Here is a 22843-nt window from a genome sequence, read left to right as displayed (position 1 = left end):
CTTGCGTTCACTCTAGCTGGACGCTGTCACAGCGCCATCGGAACACGGCTTTGTAAGCCAGTTCCGAGAGGAAACCAAATAAAATTGGCCTTCCCATTTGAAAAGAGGCTGCGCGCGTGAGCGGGCAGCCTCTTTCGGCGACAGTTTGGAACTGTCTTATTGCTTGGCGGCAGCCAGCTGGGCAGCAACTTCTTCAGCGAAGTTGTCGACCGGCTTCTCGATGCCTTCGCCTACTTTGAAGTAAGTGAAGGAAACGATTTCAGCACCGGCCTTCTTGGCCAGTTCGCCAACCTTGATTTCAGGGTTCTTGACGAACGCCTGCTCAACCAGGCTTGCTTCGGCCAGGAACTTGCTGATACGGCCCTTGACCATGTTCTCAACAATGTTTTCTGGCTTGCCTTTGATTTTTTCTTCGTTCAGCTGCAGGAACACAGCTTTTTCACGCTCGATCGCTTCGGCCGAAACTTCCGAAGGCAGCAGGAACTCAGGGTTGCTCGCAGCAACGTGCATTGCGATGTCTTTAGCCAGCTCAACGTCGCCGCCTTTCAGAACAACTGCAACACCGATCTTGTTACCGTGCAGGTAACCACCAACCACATCACCCTCAACGCGAACCAGGCGACGGATGTTGACGTTTTCGCCAACCTTGCCGACCAGTACCAGGCGATCAGCTTCTTGAGCTTCGATCAGCGGAGCGGCGTCAGTCATTTTCTCGGCGAACGCTTTTTCAACGCTGGCAGCCACGAATGCCTTGAAGTCGTCCTGCAGAGCCAGGAAGTCGGTCTGGGAGTTCACTTCCAGCAGAACGGCGGACTTGCCGTCTTCTTTCAGAGCGATAGCGCCTTCAGCAGCCACGTTGCCTGCTTTCTTGGCAGCCTTGATGGCGCCGGAAGCACGCATGTCATCAATGGCTTTTTCGATGTCGCCGCCGGCCTTGGTCAAGGCCTTTTTGCAATCCATCATGCCTTCGCCGGTACGCTCACGCAGTTCTTTAACCAACGCTGCAGTAATCTCTGCCATTTCAAAATCCTCTTGGATAGGTTTTCAACCATTCCACCCGATCAAACGGGCGATCAATTCTTCCCGAATCTCCGTTGTAGGCCGCTGCACGTTACAAATAATGTAGCTGCGCTGCCGACAAATGGTTTTCGAGGTGGCAAAAAGGGGGCCAAGCCCCCTTTTTGCTTACTGAGTCAACGCCAGGGCGTCAGTTACTCAGCGGCAGCTACCGGAGCTTCTTCAACGAACTGCTCGGTACCGCCAGCAACGTGGTTGCGGCCACGGATTACAGCGTCAGCCATCGAACCCATGTACAGCTGGATAGCGCGGATTGCGTCATCGTTGCCTGGGATGATGTAGTCAACGCCTTCCGGGCTGCTGTTGGTATCGACTACGCCGATAACCGGGATGCCCAGCTTGTTGGCTTCGGTGATCGCGATGCGCTCGTGATCAACGTCGATCACGAACAGTGCGTCAGGCAGACCGCCCATGTCCTTGATACCACCCAGGGAACGATCGAGCTTTTCCAGGTCACGGGAGCGCATCAGCGCTTCTTTCTTGGTCAGCTTGGCGAAAGTACCGTCTTCGGCTTGTACTTCAAGGTCACGCAGACGCTTGATGGAAGCACGGATGGTTTTGAAGTTGGTCAGCATGCCGCCCAACCAGCGGTGATCGACGTACGGAGAACCGCAACGTGCTGCTTCTTCAGCGACGATCTTGCCAGCGGAACGCTTGGTGCCGACGAACAGGATCTTGTTTTTGCCCTGGGCCAGACGCTCTACGAAAGTCAGCGCTTCGTTGAACATTGGCAGGGTTTTTTCAAGGTTGATAATGTGAATCTTGTTACGCGCGCCGAAAATGTACTTACCCATTTTCGGGTTCCAGTAACGGGTCTGGTGACCGAAGTGCACACCGGCCTTCAGCATATCGCGCATGTTGACTTGGGACATGATAGTTCCTTAATAAGTCGGGTTTGGCCTCCACGTATCCCAATGACCAACCAGCGGCATCAAGGCCTCCGGCACCCAGGTCATCGTGTCGACACGTGTGTGGATTTAAGCTTTGCGGGGTATCCCCGGAAAGCGGCGCATTTTATACCACAGCATCGGCAAAAACGAAACCCGCAATCACATTTGCCGGTCGCCGCCTTTGCGTAAGCCCTTGAATACAGCCAACATGCCTCTACCTCATAGAGAGAAGCGATCACCAGACGCGCATGATTTGCCAGCATCGTCTGTTAGAATCGCGTTTTTTGGGACTTGCGCGAATGTTGTAACCCTTTGTCGCGCCCCCGTGAACCGTATTGATTTCAGCGCGTCGCGCTAGAGAGAGCCTGTATGACCGTTACCTTGAAAACCGCCGAAGACATCGCAGGCATGCGCGTTGCCGGCAAACTGGCTGCCGACGTGCTGGAAATGATCGCCGAACACGTCAAGCCCGGCGTCACCACCGAAGCGCTGGACCGTATCTGCCACGACTATATAGTCGACGTGCAAAAAGCCATCCCTGCCCCGCTGAATTACAAAGGTTTCCCCAAGTCGATCTGCACCTCGATCAACCACGTGGTCTGCCACGGCATCCCGGGCGACAAACCACTGAAAGACGGCGACACCCTGAACATCGACGTTACGGTGATCAAGGATGGTTACCACGGCGATACCAGCCGCATGTTCCACGTCGGTAACGTGCCAGTGTGGGCCGAGCGCCTGTCCCAGGTCACCCAGGAATGCATGTACAAGGCCATCGAGATCGTCAAACCCGGCTGCCGCCTGGGTGACATTGGCGAAGTGATCCAGAAGCACGCGGAAAAGAACGGCTTCTCGGTGGTGCGCGAATTCTGCGGCCATGGTATCGGCAAAGTGTTCCACGAAGAGCCGCAGATTCTGCACTACGGCCGTGCGGGCACCGGCATGGAACTCAAGGCCGGCATGACCTTCACCATCGAACCGATGATCAACCAGGGCAAGGCCGACACCAAGGTGTTGGGCGACGGCTGGACCGCCATCACCAAGGACCGCAAGCTCTCGGCCCAGTGGGAACACACCCTGCTGGTCACCGACACCGGTTATGAGATCTTCACCCTGCGCGCCGACGACACCATCCCACGCGTTTCGGCCTGAAGGCTGCCCAGGTTTTCCCACAGCGTGTTGTGACTGACTGATAGATAGAAAGGAAAGCCGATCGATGCCCCAGGTGGATCCCGAACTCTTCGACCGTGGCCAGTTCCAGGCCGAGCTGGCATTGAAGGCAAGCCCCATCGCCGCCTTCAAGAAGGCCATCCGCCAAGCCCGCGAGGTGCTCGATGCGCGCTTTCGCAGTGGCCGGGATATTCGCCGCCTGATCGAAGACCGCGCCTGGTTCGTCGATAACATCCTGCAAAAGGCCTGGGAGCAGTTCAATTGGAGTTTCGACGCCGATATCGCCCTGGTGGCGGTCGGCGGCTACGGTCGCGGCGAACTGCACCCCTACTCCGACATTGACCTGCTGATCCTGCTGGACAAAGCCGATCACGAGACCTTTCGCGATTCCATCGAGCGCTTTCTGACGTTGCTGTGGGACATCGGCCTGGAAGTCGGCCAGAGCGTACGCTCGGTGGACGAATGCGCGGAAGAGGCCCGTGCGGACCTGACGGTGGTCACCAACCTGATGGAAAGCCGCACCATCTGTGGCCCCGAGCGCCTGCGCCAGCGCATGCTCGAAGTCACCAGCACCGCACACATGTGGCCAAGCAAAGACTTTTTCCTGGCCAAGCGCGCCGAACAAAAAGCCCGGCACCACAAGTACAACGACACCGAATACAACCTGGAACCCAACGTCAAAGGCTCACCGGGCGGGCTGCGGGATATCCAGACGATTTTGTGGGTAGCGCGCCGCCAATACGGCACGCTGAACCTGCGCGCCCTGGCTGGCGAAGGCTTTCTGGTGGAGAGCGAAAACACTCTGCTGGCCTCGTCCCAGGAGTTCCTGTGGAAGGTGCGCTACGCCCTGCACATGCTGGCTGGTCGTTCCGAAGACCGCCTGCTCTTCGACCACCAGCGCTCTATCGCTACCCTTCTGGGCTTTGAAGGCGAAGATGCGAAGACCAGCATTGAAAGCTTCATGCAGCAGTACTACCGGGTGGTCATGAGCATTGCTCAGCTCAGCGACTTGATCATCCAGCACTTCGAAGAAGTGATCCTGGCTCCCGAAGACGAAGCGCCGCCGCAGCCGATCAACGCGCGTTTCCAACTGCATGACGGCTATATCGAAGCGCGTAACGACAACGTGTTCCGCCGCACACCGTTCGCCATGCTGGAAATCTTTGTGTTGATGGCCCAGCAGCCGGAGATCAAAGGCGTGCGCGCTGACACCATCCGCTTGCTGCGGGAAAACCGTCACCTGATCGACGACGACTTTCGCAACGATATCCGCAACACCAGCCTGTTTATCGAGCTGTTCAAGTGCCGCATCGGCATCCATCGCAACCTGCGGCGCATGAACCGCTACGGCATTCTCGGGCGCTACCTGCCGGAGTTCGGCTTTATCGTCGGGCAGATGCAACACGACCTGTTCCATATTTATACCGTCGATGCCCACACCCTGAACCTGATCAAGCATCTGCGTAAGTTGCAGTACACCCAGGTGTCAGAGAAATTCCCGCTGGCCAGTAAGCTGATGGCCAAGCTGCCCAAGCCCGAGTTGATTTACCTGGCCGGCTTGTACCACGACATCGGCAAGGGCAGGCATGGCGACCACTCGGAGATCGGCGCGGTCGATGCCGAAGCCTTCTGCCAGCGCCACCAGTTGCCGGTGTGGGACAGCCGCCTGATTGTCTGGCTGGTGCAGAACCACCTGGTGATGTCGACCACGGCCCAGCGCAAGGACTTGTCCGACCCGCAGGTGATCCACGACTTTGCCGGCATCGTCGGCGATGAAACCCGCCTGGATTACCTGTATGTGCTGACCGTCTCCGACATCAACGCCACCAACCCGACGCTGTGGAACTCCTGGCGCGCCAGCCTGTTGCGCCAGCTATACACCGAGACCAAGCGCGCCCTGCGCCGTGGCCTGGAGAACCCGGTGGACCGCGAAGAGCAGATCCGCCGCACCCAAAGCGCAGCCCTGGATATCCTGGTGCGCGGCGGTAACGACCCGGACGACGTCGAGCAACTCTGGTCGCAACTGGGTGACGATTACTTCCTGCGCCACACCGCCGGCGACGTGGCCTGGCACAGCGACGCGATCCTGCAGCAACCCGCCGATGGCGGCCCGTTGGTCCTGATCAAGGAAACCACCCAGCGCGAATTCGAAGGCGGCACGCAGATCTTCATCTACGCCCCCGACCAGCACGACTTCTTTGCCGTGACCGTGGCGGCCATGGACCAGCTCAACCTGAACATCCACGACGCCCGGGTCATCACCTCCAGCAGCCAGTTCACCCTCGACACCTACATCGTGCTCGACACCGACGGCGACTCAATTGGCGATAACCCGGCGCGGGTGAAAAAGATCCGCGAAGGTCTTACCGAAGCCCTGCGCAACCCCGACGACTACCCCACCATCATCCAGCGCCGGGTGCCGCGCCAGCTCAAGCACTTTGCCTTTGCGCCCCAGGTGACCATCTCCAACGACGCACAGCGACCGGTGACGGTGCTGGAGCTCAGCGCACCGGATCGCCCGGGCCTGCTGGCACGCATCGGCGGGATTTTCCTGGAGTTCGACCTGTCGTTGCAGAACGCCAAGATTGCGACCCTGGGCGAGCGTGTGGAAGACGTGTTCTTTATCACCGATGCCGATAACCAGCCGCTGTCCGACCCGCAGCTGTGCCTGCGTTTGCAAGCGGCGATCGTGGAGCAATTGAGCGTGAGCCAGGAACCCGGCGTCGAGCTGACGCGCCTGACCATTTGAATTCTTAACTTTGTGAACAGGAGTCATGTGGGCGCTGGCTTGCCTGCGATGCAGACACCTCGGTGCGTCAGGTCGACCGCAGTGAGGCCATCGCAGGCAAGCCAGCTCCCACAGGATCCGCGCTCACCGTGACAGAGGCTTATATGAACAACGCCCTTAACCAGTTGCAGCCCTACCCCTTCGAGAAACTGCGCGCTCTGCTCGGCAGCGTGACGCCGAACCCGGACAAGCGCCCGATTGCGCTATCCATCGGCGAGCCCAAGCACACCTCACCGGCCTTCGTTGCCGAGGCCTTGAGCAATAACCTCGATCAAATGGCGGTGTACCCCACCACCTTGGGTATTCCGGCCCTGCGCGAAGCCATCGGCGCCTGGTGCGAACGTCGCTTCAACGTGCCCAAGGGCTGGCTGGACCCGGCACGCAACATCCTGCCGGTCAACGGTACGCGCGAGGCGCTGTTTGCCTTCACCCAGACCGTGGTCAACCGTGGCGACGACGCGCTGGTGGTGAGCCCCAACCCGTTCTACCAGATCTACGAAGGCGCCGCGTTCCTGGCCGGGGCCAAGCCGCATTACCTGCCGTGCCTGGACAGCAATGGCTTCAACCCGGACTTCGACGCCGTCTCCCCCGACATCTGGAAACGTTGCCAGATCCTGTTCCTGTGCTCCCCAGGCAACCCGACCGGCGCGCTGATCCCGGTCGACACCCTGAAAAAACTCATCGCCCTGGCCGACGAATATGACTTCGTCATCGCCGCCGACGAGTGCTACAGCGAGTTGTACTTCGACGAGCAAACCCCACCGCCGGGCCTGCTCAGCGCCTGCGTCGAGCTGGGGCGCCAGGACTTCAAGCGTTGCGTGGTGTTCCACAGCCTGTCCAAGCGCTCCAACCTGCCAGGCCTGCGCTCAGGCTTCGTGGCCGGCGACGCCGAGATCCTCAAGGCCTTTTTGCTGTACCGCACCTACCACGGCTGCGCGATGCCCGTGCAAACCCAGCTTGCAAGCATTGCGGCCTGGCAGGACGAAGCCCACGTACTGGCCAACCGCGACCTGTACCGCGAGAAGTTCGACGCGGTGCTGGCGATCCTCAAGCCGGTGCTGGACGTGCAAAGCCCGGACGGCGGCTTTTACCTGTGGCCGAATGTAGAGGGTGACGACGCCACTTTCTGCCGCGATTTGTTCGTGGAAGAACATGTGACGGTGGTGCCGGGCTCTTACCTGTCGCGCGAAGTGGACGGCTTTAACCCTGGCGCGGGGCGTGTGCGCCTGGCATTGGTTGCGCCGTTAGCCGAATGCGTGGAAGCGGCTGAGCGGATTCGCGACTTTATCCAGCGTCGCCGTTAAGGGCCTACCGGTCACTTCATGTGACCCAAATTCGCCTCGCTCATATCCAACTCCGCCAACACCTCCCTCAACACGTCATCACCAATCTGGTGATGACGGCTCAAGCTGTACAACTCCAACCGTTGCGCGCGTAGGGCCTTGAGCCGCAGCTTGCGCTCCAATTGGTCCATCTGCAGCGCCAGCGCCTGGGCTTCAGCCGAATCATTAAACACATCCAACTGATGACGATACTCCGCCATCAGCCGCGCCTTGAGCTCGGTGGCCAGTGCCGCTTGAGCGGCGTCCGGTGTTTCGGCTTCAGCGGGTTCCTGGGCCTCCAGTGCATGGATTGCAGCCACGGCGGTCTTTTTCCAGGCCTCGCGCACTTCGTTGTGGCGTTTTTCATCCGGGCCTTTTTCGACGCCACGCAGCAGTAACGGCAGCGCGATGCAGGCAGCGACCAGCGACAGCAGGATCACCCCGGCAGCGATAAAGATCAGCAGGTCACGCTCAGGGAAATCCTGGCCCGGCGCCAGCAACAAGGGCACCGACATGACGCCCGCCAGGGTCACCGCTCCGCGAACACCGCCGACGGTCAGTAACCAGCAGGAGCGGGCCGTCGGCACCAGGGTCAGCGCGCTTTTGCCACGCAGCCTGCGCAGCAACCCCGACAGCCGCCAGATGCTCTGCACCCAGATAAAGCGCAATACCACCAGCACCAGGAAGATCGCCACCACATCCAGGCAGCGATACATCAAGGTGGGCCACAGCGTGGTTTCATGACTGACCACAGCCTTGATGATGTCCGGCAGTTGCAGGCCGAGCAGCAGGAAAATCAGGCCATTGAAGGCAAACTCCAGCAGAGACCAGACGCTGCGGTTGAGCAAACGCGTGCTGGTCTGGCGCGGCAGCAGGTCGAGCCAGCTTTGCATCATGCCCGCCGCCACCGCCGAGAGAATGCCGGACGCGCCCAGGCGTTCAGCCAGTACGTACGCAGCAAAGGGCAGCAGCAACATGAACACCACATGGGTCGCCGGGTCATCCCAACCGCGCGCGATCATCCAGGCGCGCAGGCGGCCGACCAGCCAGCTCAGCGCCACGCCGATCGCCAACCCACCCACTGCCACCAGTACAAACGTCAGGCTGGCATCCGCCAGGGAAAAGACCCCGGTCAACGCCGCGGCCAGGGCAAATTTGAAGGTCACCAGGCCCGACGCGTCATTCATCAAGGCTTCGCCCTGGAGCATGTGCATCAGCGGCTTGGGCAAACGGTTCTGGGAAATGGCCGACACTGCCACGGCGTCCGTCGGGGATAAAACCGCTGCCAGGGCAAAGGCCACCGGCAAGGGGATCGAGGGCAGCAACCAATGAATAAAGTAACCAGCGCCCACCACGGTGAACAGCACCAGCCCCACCGCCAACGTCAGGATCGGACCACGCAGGCGCCACAACTCGCGCTTGGGCATGCGCCAACCATCGGAAAACAGCAGCGGCGGCAGGAACAGAAACAGGAACAGCTCCGGGTCCAGCGCCACATGCAGCCCCAACGTGGGCCAGGCCAGCAAGGCGCCGGCGGCGATCTGCACCAGGGGCAACGGCAGTGGGATGATGCGCCCGACCAGGCGCGAAAGGCTGACCAGCATCAGCAGGATAAGAACGGTGTAGGCGGTTTGCATAACGCGGGTTTCCCGGACAATCGACTTGCAACGACACATCAGGCAACAACTGGCCGTTGAAGTGCCATATTACCCGGCTATGTTACCTGGCTATGTTACTCGCCTATGCTGCGCACTGGCACTTTGCGCAAAAGTCGCACGCTGTTGACGAGCGGCGCCGAAACCCGCTGGTCGTGGCATAATCGGCGATCTTTCATTTTCATACGTCCAAAGGGGGGCAATTCCTTGAGTGCTTCAAGCAAAACCTTGCACCTTTTCGGCATCAAAGCCTGCGACACCATGAAAAAGGCGCGCACCTGGCTCGATGAGCACGGGGTGAGCTATGAGTTCCATGACTACAAAACAGCCGGTATCGACCGCGAACACTTGACCCAATGGTGCAACGAGCACGGTTGGCAGGTGGTTTTGAACCGTGCGGGCACCACCTTTCGCAAACTCGAAGACGAACGCAAAGCCGATCTCGATCAGTCGAAAGCCATTGAATTGATGCTCGCACAACCCTCGATGATCAAGCGCCCGGTGCTCGATCTCGGTGACAGAACCCTGATTGGCTTCAAGCCAGATAGTTATTCGGCGGCCCTCAAGTAGGCCAGCCTTCCATTTTTGTAGAGGTAACAGCATGTCCAATTCCCTGTTCAGCCTGGGCTTCGGCGTCGGCACTCAGAACCGCCAAGGTGCTTGGCTGGAAGTGTTTTACGCACAGCCCTTGCTCAACCCGTCGGCTGAAATCGTTGCCGCCATCGCACCGATCCTCGGTTACACCGAAGGCAACCAGGCGATCACCTTCACCGTGAGCCAGGCCCTGCAACTGGCCGACGCGCTCAAAGGCGTCGATGCTACCCAGGCCGCCCTGCTCAGCCGCCTGGCCGAAAGCCACACCCCGCTGGTCGCGACCTTGCTGGCCGAAGACGCAGCGCTGACCTCCACGCCTGAGGCCTACCTCAAGCTGCACCTGCTGTCCCATCGCCTGGTCAAGCCCCACGGCCTGAGCCTGGCCGGCGTGTTCCCGCAGTTGCCGAACGTGGCCTGGACCAGCCAGGGCGCTATCGACATCAATGAACTGGCCGAGCGCCAACTGGAAGCGCGCCTGCGTGGCGACCTGCTGGAAGTGTTCTCGGTGGACAAGTTCCCGAAAATGACCGACTACGTCGTACCGGCTGGCGTGCGTATCGCTGACGCTGCTCGTATCCGCCTGGGCGCGTACGTAGGCGAAGGCACCACCGTGATGCACGAAGGCTTCGTCAACTTCAACGCGGGCACCGAAGGCCCGGGCATGATCGAAGGCCGCGTATCGGCGGGCGTATTCGTCGGCAAGGGCTCGGACCTGGGCGGCGGTTGCTCCACCATGGGCACCCTGTCGGGCGGCGGCAATATCGTGATCAAGGTGGGCGAAGGCTGCCTGATCGGCGCCAACGCCGGTACCGGTATCCCATTGGGCGACCGCAACACCGTGGAGTCGGGCCTCTACATCACCGCCGGCACCAAGGTTGCCCTGCTGGATGAGCAGAACCAACTGGTCAAGGTGGTCAAGGCGCGTGAGTTGGCTGGCCAGCCAGACCTGCTGTTCCGTCGTAACTCCGAGACCGGTGCCGTGGAGTGCAAAACCCACAAATCGGCCATCGAACTGAACGAAGCGCTGCACGCTCACAACTAAGCAGCCACTCGATGCCACTAGCGGCCGCACCTTCGGGGGCGGCTCGCTTATACGAGTCTTGATAACCATGCTTGTGCCCTCCCCCTGGCGCGCCGATTTCCCGGCCATCGCCACCCTGCAACGGCAAGACCAGACCTATCTGGACAGCGCCGCGACCACGCAAAAACCCCAAGCCCTGCTGGATGCCATCAGTCATTACTACGCCAATGGCGCAGCCAATGTGCACCGTGCTCAGCATTTGCCCGGAGCCCATGCGACCCAGGCGTTCGAAGACAGCCGCAGCAAGGTCGCGCAGTGGTTGAACGCAGGTGACAGCGGGCAGGTCGTGTTTACCCACGGCGCAACCTCTGCGCTAAACCTCCTGGCCTATGGCCTGGAGCACTTATTCAATGCGGGCGATGAGATTGCCATCAGCGCCCTGGAACACCACGCCAACCTGTTGCCCTGGCAGCAATTGGCCAAACGCCGCGCACTCACACTGGTGGTCTTGCCTCTGGACGATGACGGCGTCATCGACCTGGACGCCGCGGCCAGCTTGGTTGGCCCACGCACACGCTTGCTGGCGGTGAGCCAGTTATCCAACGTGCTCGGTGCCTGGCAGCCGCTGCCAGCCTTGCTGACGATGGCCCAGGCACACGGCGCCCTCACGGTGGTGGACGGCGCCCAAGGCATCGTCCATGGCCGTCACGACGTGCAGGCCCTGGGCTGCGACTTCTACGTGTTTTCCAGCCACAAACTCTACGGCCCGGACGGCGTGGGTGTGCTGTACGGCCGTAATGAGGCCCTGCACCACCTGCGCCACTGGCAGTTCGGCGGCGAGATGGTGCAACAGGCCGACTACCACAGCGCCAGCTTTCGCCCCGCGCCACTGGGTTTCGAGGCCGGCACTCCTCCGATTGCCAGTGTGATCGGCCTGGGCGCGAGCCTGGATTACCTGAGTTCACTGGATCCCTCGGCGGTGATCGCCCACGAAGCCGCCCTGCATGACTACCTGCTGCGTGGGCTTAAGGCCCGCAATGGCGTACGCGTGCTGGGATCGCCGCAGGTGGCGCTGGTGAGTTTTGTGGTGGCGGGCGTGCACAACGCCGACCTCGCCCACCTGCTGACCGAGCAAGGCATTGCTGTGCGTGCCGGTCACCACTGCGCAATGCCGCTGTTGAAGGCGATGAATCTGTCAGGCGCCATCCGCGTTTCACTGGCGCTCTACAACGATTCCGACGACCTGGAGCGCTTTTTTGAAGCGTTGGACCAGGCGCTGGACATGCTGCGATGAGCTTGCCGCTGGGGGCACACGCCGCACTGCAAGCCTTCCAGGCCATTGGCAGTTGGGAGCAGCGCGCCCGGGTGCTGATGCAATGGGGTGAACGCTTGCCCGCCCTGGCTGATGACGAAAAGGTCGACGCTAATCTGGTGCACGGTTGCGAAAGCCTGGTGTGGCTGGTGGGGCGCTTGCAGGACGGCCATTGGCAGTTTACGGCGAGCAGCGAGGCGCGGATGATTCGTGGGTTGGTGGCGTTGCTGCTGGCGCGGGTCAATGGGCTGTCGGCTGATGAACTGCAAGCGGTTGACCTGCCTGACTGGTTCAATCAACTGGGCTTGTCGCGCCAGTTATCGCCGTCGCGCAGCAATGGCTTGAATGCCGTACTGCAACGCATGCGAGACCTGACGCGTACACAGAAATAATGTGGGAGCTGGCTTGCCTGCGATAGCGGCGAATCAGTCAGTATTTTCAGTGGCTGACACACCGCTATCGCAGGCAAGCCAGCTCCCACAATTTGGATCTATGTTCGGCAATGAGATTTAGCTGGGTTTGATGCGCTCCGACGGCCTGCGCACTCCCGCCACGATCTTGTCTACCGCCTTGGTGGCCGCCACCATGCCGAACGTGGCTGTGACCATCATCACCGCGCCAAACCCGCCCGCGCAGTCCAGCTTCACGCCATCACCGACAAAACTCTTCTGCAGGCAAATGCTGCCATCGGGCTTGGGATAGCGCAGTTGCTCGGTGGAAAACACGCACGGCACGCTGTAATGACGAGTCACGGTGCGCGAAAAGCCATAATCGCGGCGCAAGGTAGAGCGCACTTTCGAGGCCAACGGGTCATTGAAGGTGCGGTTCAGGTCACACACCTGGATCAGCGTGGGGTCAATCTGCCCACCGGCGCCGCCGGTGGTGATGATCTGGATCTTGCGGCGCTTGCACCAGGCAATCAGCGCCGCCTTGGCGTTGACCGCGTCGATGCAGTCGATCACACAGTCGATAGTCGGCGTGATGTACTCGGCCATGGTATCGCGGGTGACGAAGTCTGCCACCGCGTGCACGGTGCAATCGGGGTTGATGCCGCGCAGGCGCTCAGCCATCACTTCGACCTTGGGCTTGCCCACGGTGCTGTCCAGGGCATGCAACTGGCGGTTGCTGTTGCTGACGCAGACATCGTCCAGGTCAAACAGCGAAATCTCACCCACCCCGCAGCGGGCAATCGCTTCTGCCGCCCAGGAACCCACGCCGCCGACGCCGACAATCGCCACATGGGCCGCTTTCAAGCGTTCCAGGCCCTCAAGGCCGTACAAGCGGGCAACGCCTGCAAACCGCGGATCTTCTGTACTCATCATCATTACCCCAAAAACCGGCGCGCATTATAGGGCTACGCAGCAGCAAGTTTTAAGCTACAAGTTACAAGTGAAGAACTTAGATGGAGTTTCGCAGACTAACGTCCGGCTTTTCTCTGTCTGCTGTACGCTCAGGGAAGGGCCGGTGTAGGATGCGCGCCGTTCGGCGTAGGCCGACACCTCTTTCGTTCCGCACCCTTTGGAACCCGACATAACCATGGCATCGCGTAAATTTGGACTCAACCTGGTGGTGGTGGTGGCGATTGCCGCGCTGTTCACCGGTTTCTGGGCGCTGATCAACCGCCCGGTCACCGCTCCCAACTGGCCCGATCAGATCTCCGGTTTTTCCTACTCGCCGTTCCAGCAAGGCCAGTACCCGCAGAAAGGCCAGTACCCTACCGACGAACAGATGCGTCAGGACCTTGCGATCATGAGCAAGCTGACGGACAACATCCGTACCTACTCGGTGGACGGCCCCCTGGGCGATATTCCCAAGCTGGCCGAAGAGTTCGGCCTGCGCGTGACCCTGGGGATCTGGATCAGCCCGGACCTTGAGCGTAACGAGCGGGAGATCCAGCGCGCTATCGAGATCGCCAACACCTCGCGCAGTGTCGTGCGCGTAGTGGTGGGCAACGAAGCGTTGTTCCGGGAAGAAATCACCCCCGAAGCCCTGATCGTGCTGCTCGACCGCGTGCGCGCCGCCGTGAAAGTCCCGGTGACCACCTCCGAGCAATGGCACATCTGGGAAAAGAACCCGCAACTGGCCAAGCACGTCGACCTGATCGCCGCGCACATCCTGCCGTTCTGGGAATACATCCCAATGGACAAGGCCGGCCAGTACGTCCTGGACCGCGCCAAGGACCTGAAGAAAGCCTTCCCGAAAAAGCCACTGCTGCTGTCGGAAGTGGGCTGGCCGAGCAACGGCCGTATGCGCGGCGGCAATGAATCGTCGCCGGCAGACCAGGCGATTTACCTGCGTACACTGGTCAACAAGCTCAATCGCCAGGGTTACAACTACTTCGTGATCGAGGCCTTCGACCAGCCGTGGAAGGTCAGCGATGAAGGTTCGGCGGGTGCGTATTGGGGTGTATTCAACGCCGCGCGCCAGCAGAAATTCAATTTTGACGGCCCGGTGGTGGCGATTCCGCAATGGCGGGTACTGGCCATCGGTTCAGTGGTGCTTGCGCTGCTGTCCCTGACCCTGTTGATGATCGATGGCTCGGCCCTGCGCCAGCGGGGCCGTACCTTCCTGACCTTCATTGCGTTCCTGTGCGGGTCGGTGCTGGTCTGGATCGGCTACGACTACAGCCAGCAATACAGCACCTGGTTCAGCGTGACGGTCGGGGTGTTGCTGGCACTCGGCGCCCTGGGCGTGTTCATTGTGTTGCTGACCGAAGCCCATGAGCTGGCGGAAGCAGTCTGGACCCACAAGCGTCGGCGTGAATTCCTGCCCGTGGAAGGCGATTCGGACTACCGCCCGAAAGTGTCGATCCATGTGCCGTGCTACAACGAGCCGCCGGAAATGGTCAAACAGACCCTCGACGCCCTGGCCGCCCTCGACTATCCGGACTACGAAGTCCTGATCATCGACAACAACACCAAGGACCCGGCAGTGTGGGAGCCGGTACGCGACTACTGCGAAACCCTGGGCCCGCGCTTCAAGTTCTTCCACGTTGCGCCCCTGGCCGGTTTCAAGGGCGGCGCGCTGAACTACCTGATCCCGCACACCGCCAAGGATGCCGAAGTGATCGCGGTGATCGACTCGGACTACTGCGTATCGCCCAACTGGCTCAAGCACATGGTGCCGCACTTCGCCGACCCGAAAATCGCCGTGGTGCAGTCGCCCCAGGATTACCGCGACCAGAACGAAAGCACCTTCAAGAAGCTCTGCTACGCCGAATACAAGGGCTTCTTCCATATCGGTATGGTCACCCGTAACGACCGCGACGCGATCATCCAGCACGGCACCATGACCATGACACGCCGCTCGGTGCTCGAAGAGCTGGGCTGGGCCGACTGGTGCATCTGTGAAGACGCCGAACTGGGCCTGCGTGTGTTCGAGAAAGGCTTGTCGGCGGCGTACTACCACGACAGCTACGGCAAGGGTTTGATGCCGGATACCTTTATCGACTTCAAGAAACAGCGTTTCCGCTGGGCCTATGGCGCGATCCAGATCATCAAGCGCCACACCGCCAGCCTGATACGTGGCAAGGACACCGAGCTGACCCGCGGTCAGCGCTACCACTTCCTCGCGGGCTGGTTGCCGTGGGTGGCCGATGGTATGAACATCTTCTTTACCGTCGGCGCCCTGTTGTGGTCTGCGGCGATGATCATCGTGCCGACTCGGGTCGACCCGCCATTGCTGATTTTCGCGATCCCGCCGTTGGCGTTGTTCGTGTTCAAGGTCGGCAAGATCATCTTCCTCTACCGTCGTGCGGTAGGCGTGAACTTGAAAGATGCGTTCTGCGCGGCCCTGGCCGGTTTGGCGTTGTCCCATACCATCGCCAAGGCGGTGCTGTATGGTTTCTTCACCACCAGCATTCCGTTCTTTCGCACGCCGAAAAACGCCGATAACCACGGCTTCTGGGTGGCCATTTCCGAAGCCCGCGAAGAAATGTTCATCATGCTGCTGCTGTGGGGCGCGGCGCTGGGGATCTACCTGGTGCAAGGCCTGCCGAGCAACGACATTCGCTTCTGGGTGGTGATGTTGCTGGTGCAGTCGCTGCCGTACGTGGCGGCGCTGATCATGGCGTTCTTGTCGTCGCTGCCCAAACCTTCGACGGCGCCTGAGGCTGCGCCGGCGGCGTAAAAAGTCACGCGATGCACTAAACGGCGGCCCTTGGCCGCCGTTTTGCTATAAGATAACGGCCGTTTGTGAGACTTGGCCTGGCCCAATTCTATGTGGGAGCTGGCTTGCCTGCGATACAGACGCCGCGGTCTGACAGGCACACCGCAGCGATGCTATCGCAGGCAAGCCAGCTCCCACATTGGAGTTGCGTCGCTCCAGGCTCTGTATTTCCACATTCGTCCTGCGCCCATCACACGCTTTCCGGAGTTCCCCCCATGACGGCCCATGCCGACCTTTCGCCGACCCTTCAACTGGCCATCGACCTGATCCGTCGCCCGTCGGTCACGCCGATCGACGCCGATTGCCAGAAGCTGATGATGCAGCGCCTGGGCGACGCCGGTTTTGCGCTTGAACCGATGCGCATCGAAGATGTGGACAATTTCTGGGCCACCCATGGCAAGCATGAAGGTCCGGTGCTGTGCTTTGCCGGTCACACCGACGTGGTGCCGACCGGTCCGGTACAGGCCTGGCAGAACGACCCGTTCGACGCGTTGATCGATGAAAACGGCATGCTCTGTGGCCGTGGCGCGGCTGACATGAAAGGCAGCCTGGCGGCGATGCTGGTGGCAGCGGAACGTTTCGTCACCGACTACCCGGACCACAAGGGTTCGGTCGCCTTCCTGATCACCAGCGACGAAGAAGGCCCGGCGCACCATGGCACCAAGGCGGTGATCGAACGTCTGGCCGCGCGCAAGGAACGCCTGGACTGGTGCATCGTCGGCGAACCGTCGAGCACGACCCTGGTGGGCGATGTGGTCAAGAACGGCCGTCGTGGCTCCCTCGGTGCCACCTTGACCGTGCGCGGTGTACAGGGCCATGTGGCTTACCCGCATCTGGCGAAGAACCCGATCCACCTGGCTGCGGCGGCCCTGGCTGAATTGGCTGCCGAGCATTGGGATGACGGCAACGCCTTCTTCCCGCCGACCAGTTTCCAGATTTCCAACCTCAATTCGGGTACCGGCGCCACCAACGTGATCCCCGGCGACCTGACGGCGGTATTCAACTTCCGCTTCTCTACCGAGTCCACCGTCGAGGGTCTGCAACAGCGGGTCGCGGCGATCCTGGATAAACATGGCCTGGACTGGCATGTGGACTGGGCGCTATCGGGCCTGCCGTTCCTCACCGAGCCGGGTGCGCTGCTGGATGCGGTATCTGCCAGTATCAAGGCGATCACCGGGCGTGAGACCAAGGCATCCACCAGCGGCGGTACCTCCGATGGGCGCTTTATCGCCACGCTGGGCACTCAGGTGGTCGAGCTGGGCCCGGTCAACGCGACGATCCACCAGGTCAACGAACGCATCCTGGCCAGCGACCTCGATGTGCTGACCGAAATCTACTACCAGACCCTGATCAAGTTGCTCGCCTGATGCTTGCCTGCCCCATTTGCAGCGCACCGCTCAATGCGGTGGACAGTGGCGTGGCGTGCCCGGCCGGGCACCGTTTCGATCGCGCGCGCCAGGGTTACCTGAACCTGTTGCCGGTGCAGCACAAGAACAGCCGCGACCCAGGCGATAACCTGGCCATGGTCGAGGCGCGCCGCGACTTCCTCAACGCCGGGCACTACGCCCCGGTGGCCAAGCGCCTGGCCGAACTGGCCGCCGAGCGTGCACCGCAGCGCTGGGTCGACATTGGGTGTGGCGAGGGTTACTACACCGCGCAAATTGCCCAGGCCCTACCCCACGCCGATGGCTATGCCCTGGATATCTCCAAGGAAGCGGTCAAGCGCGCGTGCAAACGCAACCCGGCGCTGACCTGGTTGATCGCCAGCATGGCCCGCGTGCCATTGGCCGATGCCAGCTGCCAGTTCCTCGCCAGCGTGTTCAGCCCGTTGGATTGGCAAGAGGCCAAGCGCCTGCTCAGTCCCGGCGGCGGTTTGATGAAGGTCGGCCCGACCAGCGGCCACTTGATGGAACTGCGCGAGCGTCTTTACGACGAGGTACGCGAGTATACCGACGATAAACATCTGGCCCTGGTGCCGAATGGCATGCACCTGGCACACAGTGAAACACTGGAATTCACCCTGAGCCTGGCCGAAGCCCAGGACCGCGCCAACCTGCTGGCGATGACGCCCCACGGCTGGCGAGCCAGTGCCGAGCGCCGCCACGAGGTGATCGAGGCGGCCGAGCCGCTGCAGGTCACGGTGTCGATGCGTTACGATTATTTCGTGCTTCAATGACTGACGTTCACCCACCCGCGAATGGATTTTCGAATCCCGCAACGAGGAACATCCATGCGCCAACCCGATATTGAGATTTACCTGAAGGACGCCGACGTCGATCACAAGGCCATCGCCGCCTGGCTGGGCGCCGCCCTGGGCCCGTGCACCGACTGGGTCCAGAAAGGCCAGACCTACAAGTGCAAGGCCGGCAGCGTGCCGGTGACCTGGCTGCCCAAGGCGGTGGGCAAATGGAACAGCCTGTACCTGGAAAGCGACCAGACCCCGTGGGACGACGACATCGCCTGCGCCCGCGCCGCGTTTGCCGCGCTGAACGTTGAAGTGCGCTGCGCGCCGGGCACCTGGGTTGAAGAAGAGGGTGAGGAAAGTGCCGACACCTGGATTCGCATCAGCGTAGACGGTGAAGAACAGATCACTTGGAAAACCGCCTGACAGCCCATTGCCAACCCAATCAATGTGGGAGCTGGCTTGCCTGCGATGCAGACACCTTGGTCTATCAGTCAGACCACAGTGATGCTATCGCAGGCAAGCCAGCTCCCACAGTTGATTGGGTTATCAAGACCAAGTTGTTACAGGCCGACCACATCCTCCGCCTGCAAGCCCTTCTCGCCGGTCACCACGGCGTATTCCACCTGCTGGCCTTCGGCCAACGAGCGGTGGCCTTCACCGCGAATGGCGCGGTAGTGCACAAACACATCCTTGCCATCTTCACGCTGGATAAAGCCGTAGCCCTTTGCATCGTTGAACCACTTCACATTGCCGGTTTCACGCGTTGTCATCTGTTCACTCCCACTGGTTTTTTTATTGTTGAGTCGCTCGCATTGAACTGCCGAGTATAAGACAGGCTCAAAAACCATCAACTCAACTTTACATCGCTGCTTTTTTGCCGATTTTCGGCGAATACGGCACACTACCCGCCCGAGCGCCTGCTCGGTTTTTTCCACTTGAAGCAGTTCGCCTATGACCCGCTCCCCGTTCCGCCGTCTGGTGTTTGGCACCTTGCGCCGACTGTTGTACCTCTGGGTTCGCTCAGAGACGATCAACCAGTCGTCCCTCACCCTTAACCTGGACCGCAGCCGGCCGGTTTTCTACGTCCTGCAATCACCCTCCCTCACCGAGTTGGCAGTGGTCGACGCCGAGTGCACCAAGGCCGGCCTGCCACGCCCGGTGCTGCCAGTGTCAGTGGGGCCGTTGATGGAGCCTGCGGCGTTCTTCTACCTCACGCCGGATCCGGATTGGCTTGGGCGCCAGGACAAGCGTGGCGCACCACCCACCCTGACGCGGCTGGTCAATACCCTCACCGAACACGCCGAAGAGAATGCACAAATCATTCCGGTCAGTGTGTTCTGGGGCCAATCCCCCGAAAGCGAGTCCAGCCCCTGGAAGCTTTTATTCGCCGACAGCTGGGCGGTCACCGGGCGTCTACGCCGGTTGTTGAGCATCCTGATCCTGGGGCGCAAGACCCGTGTGCAATTCTCCGCGCCTATCAACCTGCGCGAATTGATCGAGCACAATAAAGGCCACGAACGCACCGTGCGCATGGCCCAGCGCATCTTGCGTGTGCACTTTCGTAACCTGAAGACGGCGGTGATCGGCCCCGACCTGTCCCACCGCCGTAATCTGGTGAAGGGCCTGGTCAATATGCCGCTAGTGCGCCAGGCCATTTCTGATGAGGCCGAACGCGAAAAAATCTCGCCGGAAAAAGCCAAGGCCCTGGCCCTGCGCTATGGCAACGAAATTGCCTCGGACTACACCTACACCGCGATCCGCTTCCTGGAAGTGGTCTTGAGCTGGTTCTGGAACAAGATCTACGACGGCATCAAGGTCAATAACATCGAAGGCGTGCAAAAGGTGGCCCAAGGCTACGAGGTGATCTACGTGCCTTGCCACCGCAGCCATATCGACTACCTGCTGCTGTCCTACCTGCTGTTCAAGAACGGCCTGACCCCACCGCATATAGCCGCCGGCATCAACCTCAACATGCCGGTGATCGGCAGCCTGCTGCGCCGTGGCGGTGCGTTTTTCATGCGCCGCACCTTCAAGGGCAACCCGTTGTACACCTCGGTGTTCAACGAATACCTGCACACCCTGTTTACCAAGGGCTTCCCGGTGGAGTACTTCGTCGAAGGCGGCCGCTCGCGCACCGGGCGCATGCTACAACCGAAAACCGGGATGTTGGCGATCACCCTGCGCAGCTTCTTGCGCTCCTCGCGCATGCCTATCGTGTTCGTGCCGGTGTATATCGGCTATGAGCGTGTCCTCGAAGGCCGCACTTACCTGGGCGAACTGCGTGGCGCCAGCAAGAAGAAAGAGTCGATCTTCGATATCTTCAAAGTGGTCGGCGCGCTCAAGCAGCGCTTCGGCCAAGTGGCAGTCAACTTTGGCGAACCGATCAAGCTGGCAGAGTTCCTCGACGCCGAGCAACCGGACTGGCGCGCCCAGGAACTGGGGCCGAACTACAAACCGGCCTGGCTCAACGAAACCACCAATCGCCTCGGCGAACAGGTGGCGCGTCATTTGAACGAAGCCGCTGCGGTGAACCCGGTGAACCTGGTGGCGCTGGCCCTGCTGTCCACCACCCGCCTGGCGCTGGATGAACAGGCCATGGCCCGCCAGCTGGACCTGTACCTGGCGCTGTTGCGTCGTGTGCCCTACTCGCCCTACACCACCCTGCCGGAAGGCGATGGCCTGGCGCTGATCAAGCACGTCAAGGACATGAACCTGTTGTCCGAGCAGAGTGACGCCCTGGGCAAAATCGTTTATCTGGATGAGCAGAATGCCGTCCTGATGACCTACTACCGCAACAACGTGCTGCACATCTTCGCCCTGCCGGCGTTGCTGGCGAGCTTCTTCCAGAGCAGCTCGCGGATGAGCCGCGAACAGATCCTGCGCTACACCCACGCGCTTTACCCGTACCTGCAATCGGAACTGTTTATTCGTTGGTCCTTGGACGACTTGGACAACGTGGTCGATCAATGGCTGGACGCGTTTGTCGAACAAGGCCTGCTGCGTTTCGAAAACGCCGTGTACCTGCGCCCGGCGCCGAGTTCGCGGCACTTTGTGCTGCTGACGCTGCTGTCCAAGAGCATCGCCCAGACCCTGCAACGCTTCTACATGGCGATCTCGTTGCTGCTCAACAGCGGCCAGAACAGTATCAGCGCCGAAGAGCTGGAAGACCTGTGCACGATCATGGCCCAGCGCCTGTCAATCCTGCACGGCCTCAACGCTCCGGAATTCTTCGACAAGAGCCTTTTCCGACATTTCATCCAGACGTTGCTGGAGCAAGATGTGCTGCGCCGCGATGAAGCCGGCAAGCTGGGCTATCACGACCTGCTCGGCGAACTGGCAGAAGGTGCGGCCAAACGCGTGTTGCCGGCGGATATTCGCCTGTCGATCCGCCAGGTGGCCTTGCACCGCGTGGACGGCGCAACCGAGACCGCGCCTGAACCGGTTGCCGCCCCTCCTGAAGAAAACCGCTAAATTGAACGAGGCGTCGGGCGGATTCCGGCGCCGTTGAAAAGGAGTTGCACCGTGAAAAAACTCATCCTTCTGGGCCTGACCGCCCTGCTCGGAGCCTGCCACTCGATGACCCCAACCCCGAAGGCCAGTCTGGACGGCGAAGTGTTCTACCTGCAACGCATCGCCCTGCCGCCGGCCGCCACCTTGAGTGTCAGCCTGCAGGACGTGTCCCTGATGGACGCCCCGGCCGTGACCCTCGCCGAACAGAAAGGCCCGGTCAAAGGCCAGGTGCCGCTGCCGTTTCACCTGAGCTATGACCCGGCTCAGGTCAAACCGGGCCACACCTATTCGGTCAGCGCTCGCATCGAGCTGGACGGCAAGCTACTGTTTATCACCACCGAGCGGCACACCGTGCAACTCAACGGCCAGGACCCACAACCGCTGCGCCTGCGGGTAGATGCGGCCGCACATTGATCATTCCCACTTCATAAGGAAGCGCCCATGCTCCGCAAATCTCTTCGCCTCACCGCCCTGTGTGCTGGCTTGCTGTTCGGCGCCAACGCCATGGCCCTGGATCTGGGCAGCCTGTCCCAGGGTGACGCCAGCGGCGGCCTCAAGGATGCCTTGACCCAAGGTGCACAGATTGCTGTGAAACAACTCGGGACGCCCGGTGGTTTCAGCAACAACCCGGACGTGAAGATCGGCCTGCCGGGCAAACTCGGCAAAGTCGCGGACAAGCTTAAAATGTTTGGTATGGGTGACCAGGTCACGCAACTGGAAACCAGCATGAACAAGGCCGCAGAAACCGCCGTGACCCAGGCCCAGCCAATTCTGGTCAACGCCGTGAAGAACATGAGCGTGACCGACGCCAAGGGCATTCTCAGTGGAGGCCAGGACTCCGCCACCCAGTACCTGAACAAAAGCAGCCGTGAAGAAATTCGCGCCAAGTTCCTGCCCATCGTCAAGGCCGCCACCGACAAAGTCGGCGTGGCTCAGCAGTACAACGCTCTGGCCGGCAAGGCCGCAGCCTTTGGCGCCGTGGATGCCAAGAGCGCCAACGTCGAAAACTACGTGACCGAGCAGGCGCTGGATGGTTTGTTCAAGATGATTGCGCAGCAGGAAGAAACCATTCGCAAGAACCCGGCGGCGGCAGCCACCAGCTTGGCCAAGAAGGTGTTTGGGGCACTTTAAGCCTTCGCCAGCGACTTGTAC

The 22843-nt window shown here is 60.8% G+C and carries 19 protein-coding genes; 14 read left to right on the top strand and 5 right to left on the bottom strand.

Annotated elements, in window-relative coordinates:
* Nucleotides 1-156: 156 nt before the first annotated feature.
* Nucleotides 157-1020, bottom strand: coding sequence for a translation elongation factor Ts (gene tsf / locus JMV15_RS02090; protein ID WP_019817860.1), 864 nt, complete (start codon nucleotides 1018-1020; stop codon nucleotides 157-159).
* A 191-nt stretch (nucleotides 1021-1211) separates the two neighbouring features.
* Complete coding sequence (rpsB, locus tag JMV15_RS02085; protein ID WP_003189158.1) at nucleotides 1212-1949, bottom strand: 30S ribosomal protein S2; 738 nt, start codon at nucleotides 1947-1949, stop codon at nucleotides 1212-1214.
* A 387-nt stretch (nucleotides 1950-2336) separates the two neighbouring features.
* Between rpsB and map the strand changes: the two genes are divergently transcribed.
* The 3 genes from map (at nucleotide 2337) to dapC (ending at nucleotide 7229) form a co-directional block, all read left to right on the top strand.
* Entirely contained in the window at nucleotides 2337-3119 is a 783-nt protein-coding gene (gene map / locus JMV15_RS02080; protein ID WP_003189156.1) for a type I methionyl aminopeptidase, read from the top strand.
* 64 nt (nucleotides 3120-3183) lie between these two features.
* Nucleotides 3184-5886 carry a [protein-PII] uridylyltransferase gene (locus tag JMV15_RS02075; RefSeq protein WP_014717230.1) on the top strand — a complete coding sequence of 901 codons (2703 nt, stop codon included), beginning with the start codon at nucleotides 3184-3186 and terminating at the stop codon, nucleotides 5884-5886.
* Nucleotides 5887-6029: 143 nt separating this feature from the next.
* Entirely contained in the window at nucleotides 6030-7229 is a 1200-nt protein-coding gene (gene dapC, locus JMV15_RS02070) for a succinyldiaminopimelate transaminase (RefSeq protein WP_020300963.1), read from the top strand.
* Between the two features lie 11 nt (nucleotides 7230-7240).
* Here dapC and JMV15_RS02065 read toward each other — a convergent pair whose 3' ends face one another.
* Nucleotides 7241-8884: a Na+/H+ antiporter gene (locus JMV15_RS02065; protein WP_014717228.1), complete on the bottom strand. Its 1644-nt coding sequence runs from the start codon at nucleotides 8882-8884 to the stop codon at nucleotides 7241-7243.
* Nucleotides 8885-9163: 279 nt separating this feature from the next.
* On the opposite strand from JMV15_RS02065, the gene JMV15_RS02060 reads away from it, so the two are divergent.
* The 4 genes from JMV15_RS02060 to JMV15_RS02045 all read left to right on the top strand — a co-directional run bounded on the left by JMV15_RS02060 (nucleotide 9164) and on the right by JMV15_RS02045 (nucleotide 12221).
* Nucleotides 9164-9472 (top strand): arsenate reductase, encoded by a 309-nt coding sequence (locus tag JMV15_RS02060; protein WP_229999207.1) that lies wholly within the window; start codon nucleotides 9164-9166, stop codon nucleotides 9470-9472.
* 31 nt (nucleotides 9473-9503) lie between these two features.
* Nucleotides 9504-10538, top strand: a complete 1035-nt coding sequence (gene dapD / locus JMV15_RS02055; protein WP_014717226.1) for a 2,3,4,5-tetrahydropyridine-2,6-dicarboxylate N-succinyltransferase — start codon at nucleotides 9504-9506, stop codon at nucleotides 10536-10538.
* A 67-nt stretch (nucleotides 10539-10605) separates the two neighbouring features.
* Nucleotides 10606-11811 (top strand): aminotransferase class V-fold PLP-dependent enzyme, encoded by a 1206-nt coding sequence (locus tag JMV15_RS02050; protein ID WP_019817863.1) that lies wholly within the window; start codon nucleotides 10606-10608, stop codon nucleotides 11809-11811.
* Nucleotides 11808-12221, top strand: coding sequence for a SufE family protein (locus tag JMV15_RS02045; protein ID WP_019817864.1), 414 nt, complete (start codon nucleotides 11808-11810; stop codon nucleotides 12219-12221). The genes JMV15_RS02050 and JMV15_RS02045 overlap by 4 nt, the downstream gene beginning before the upstream one ends.
* 117 nt (nucleotides 12222-12338) lie before the next feature.
* Here the strand turns inward: JMV15_RS02045 and tcdA are convergent, their stop codons facing one another.
* The gene (gene tcdA, locus JMV15_RS02040) at nucleotides 12339-13148 is read right to left on the bottom strand and encodes a tRNA cyclic N6-threonylcarbamoyladenosine(37) synthase TcdA (RefSeq protein WP_019817865.1); all 810 of its coding nucleotides are present in this window, start codon (nucleotides 13146-13148) and stop codon (nucleotides 12339-12341) included.
* Nucleotides 13149-13365: 217 nt separating this feature from the next.
* Here tcdA and JMV15_RS02035 point away from each other — a divergent pair, with 217 nt between their 5' ends.
* The 4 genes from JMV15_RS02035 (at nucleotide 13366) to JMV15_RS02020 (ending at nucleotide 18604) form a co-directional block, all read left to right on the top strand.
* Nucleotides 13366-15957, top strand: a complete 2592-nt coding sequence (locus JMV15_RS02035) for a glycosyltransferase (RefSeq protein WP_201491244.1) — start codon at nucleotides 13366-13368, stop codon at nucleotides 15955-15957.
* A gap of 254 nt (nucleotides 15958-16211) precedes the next feature.
* Entirely contained in the window at nucleotides 16212-17363 is a 1152-nt protein-coding gene (dapE, locus tag JMV15_RS02030) for a succinyl-diaminopimelate desuccinylase (protein WP_005785553.1), read from the top strand.
* Nucleotides 17363-18172 carry a putative RNA methyltransferase gene (locus JMV15_RS02025; protein ID WP_019817867.1) on the top strand — a complete coding sequence of 270 codons (810 nt, stop codon included), beginning with the start codon at nucleotides 17363-17365 and terminating at the stop codon, nucleotides 18170-18172. The genes dapE and JMV15_RS02025 overlap by 1 nt, the downstream gene beginning before the upstream one ends.
* 54 nt (nucleotides 18173-18226) lie before the next feature.
* Complete coding sequence (locus JMV15_RS02020) at nucleotides 18227-18604, top strand: hypothetical protein (RefSeq protein ID WP_014717220.1); 378 nt, start codon at nucleotides 18227-18229, stop codon at nucleotides 18602-18604.
* Between the two features lie 137 nt (nucleotides 18605-18741).
* Here the strand turns inward: JMV15_RS02020 and JMV15_RS02015 are convergent, their stop codons facing one another.
* Nucleotides 18742-18951, bottom strand: a complete 210-nt coding sequence (locus tag JMV15_RS02015) for a cold-shock protein (protein WP_003189131.1) — start codon at nucleotides 18949-18951, stop codon at nucleotides 18742-18744.
* Nucleotides 18952-19132: 181 nt separating this feature from the next.
* Here JMV15_RS02015 and plsB point away from each other — a divergent pair, with 181 nt between their 5' ends.
* Genes plsB through JMV15_RS02000 form a run of 3 tightly spaced genes read left to right on the top strand, consistent with a single transcriptional unit; the run spans nucleotide 19133 to nucleotide 22822 of the window.
* Complete coding sequence (plsB, locus tag JMV15_RS02010) at nucleotides 19133-21652, top strand: glycerol-3-phosphate 1-O-acyltransferase PlsB (protein ID WP_201491243.1); 2520 nt, start codon at nucleotides 19133-19135, stop codon at nucleotides 21650-21652.
* 51 nt (nucleotides 21653-21703) lie between these two features.
* Nucleotides 21704-22105: a YbaY family lipoprotein gene (locus tag JMV15_RS02005; protein WP_014717218.1), complete on the top strand. Its 402-nt coding sequence runs from the start codon at nucleotides 21704-21706 to the stop codon at nucleotides 22103-22105.
* 27 nt (nucleotides 22106-22132) lie between these two features.
* Complete coding sequence (locus JMV15_RS02000) at nucleotides 22133-22822, top strand: DUF4197 domain-containing protein (RefSeq protein ID WP_003189124.1); 690 nt, start codon at nucleotides 22133-22135, stop codon at nucleotides 22820-22822.
* The last annotated feature ends 21 nt before the right edge of the window (nucleotides 22823-22843 follow it).

Origin of the sequence: Pseudomonas paracarnis, assembly GCF_904063055.1 — a bacterium.
Lineage (GTDB): Bacteria > Pseudomonadota > Gammaproteobacteria > Pseudomonadales > Pseudomonadaceae > Aquipseudomonas > Aquipseudomonas paracarnis.
This window is presented reverse-complemented; position numbering and strand designations above follow the sequence as displayed.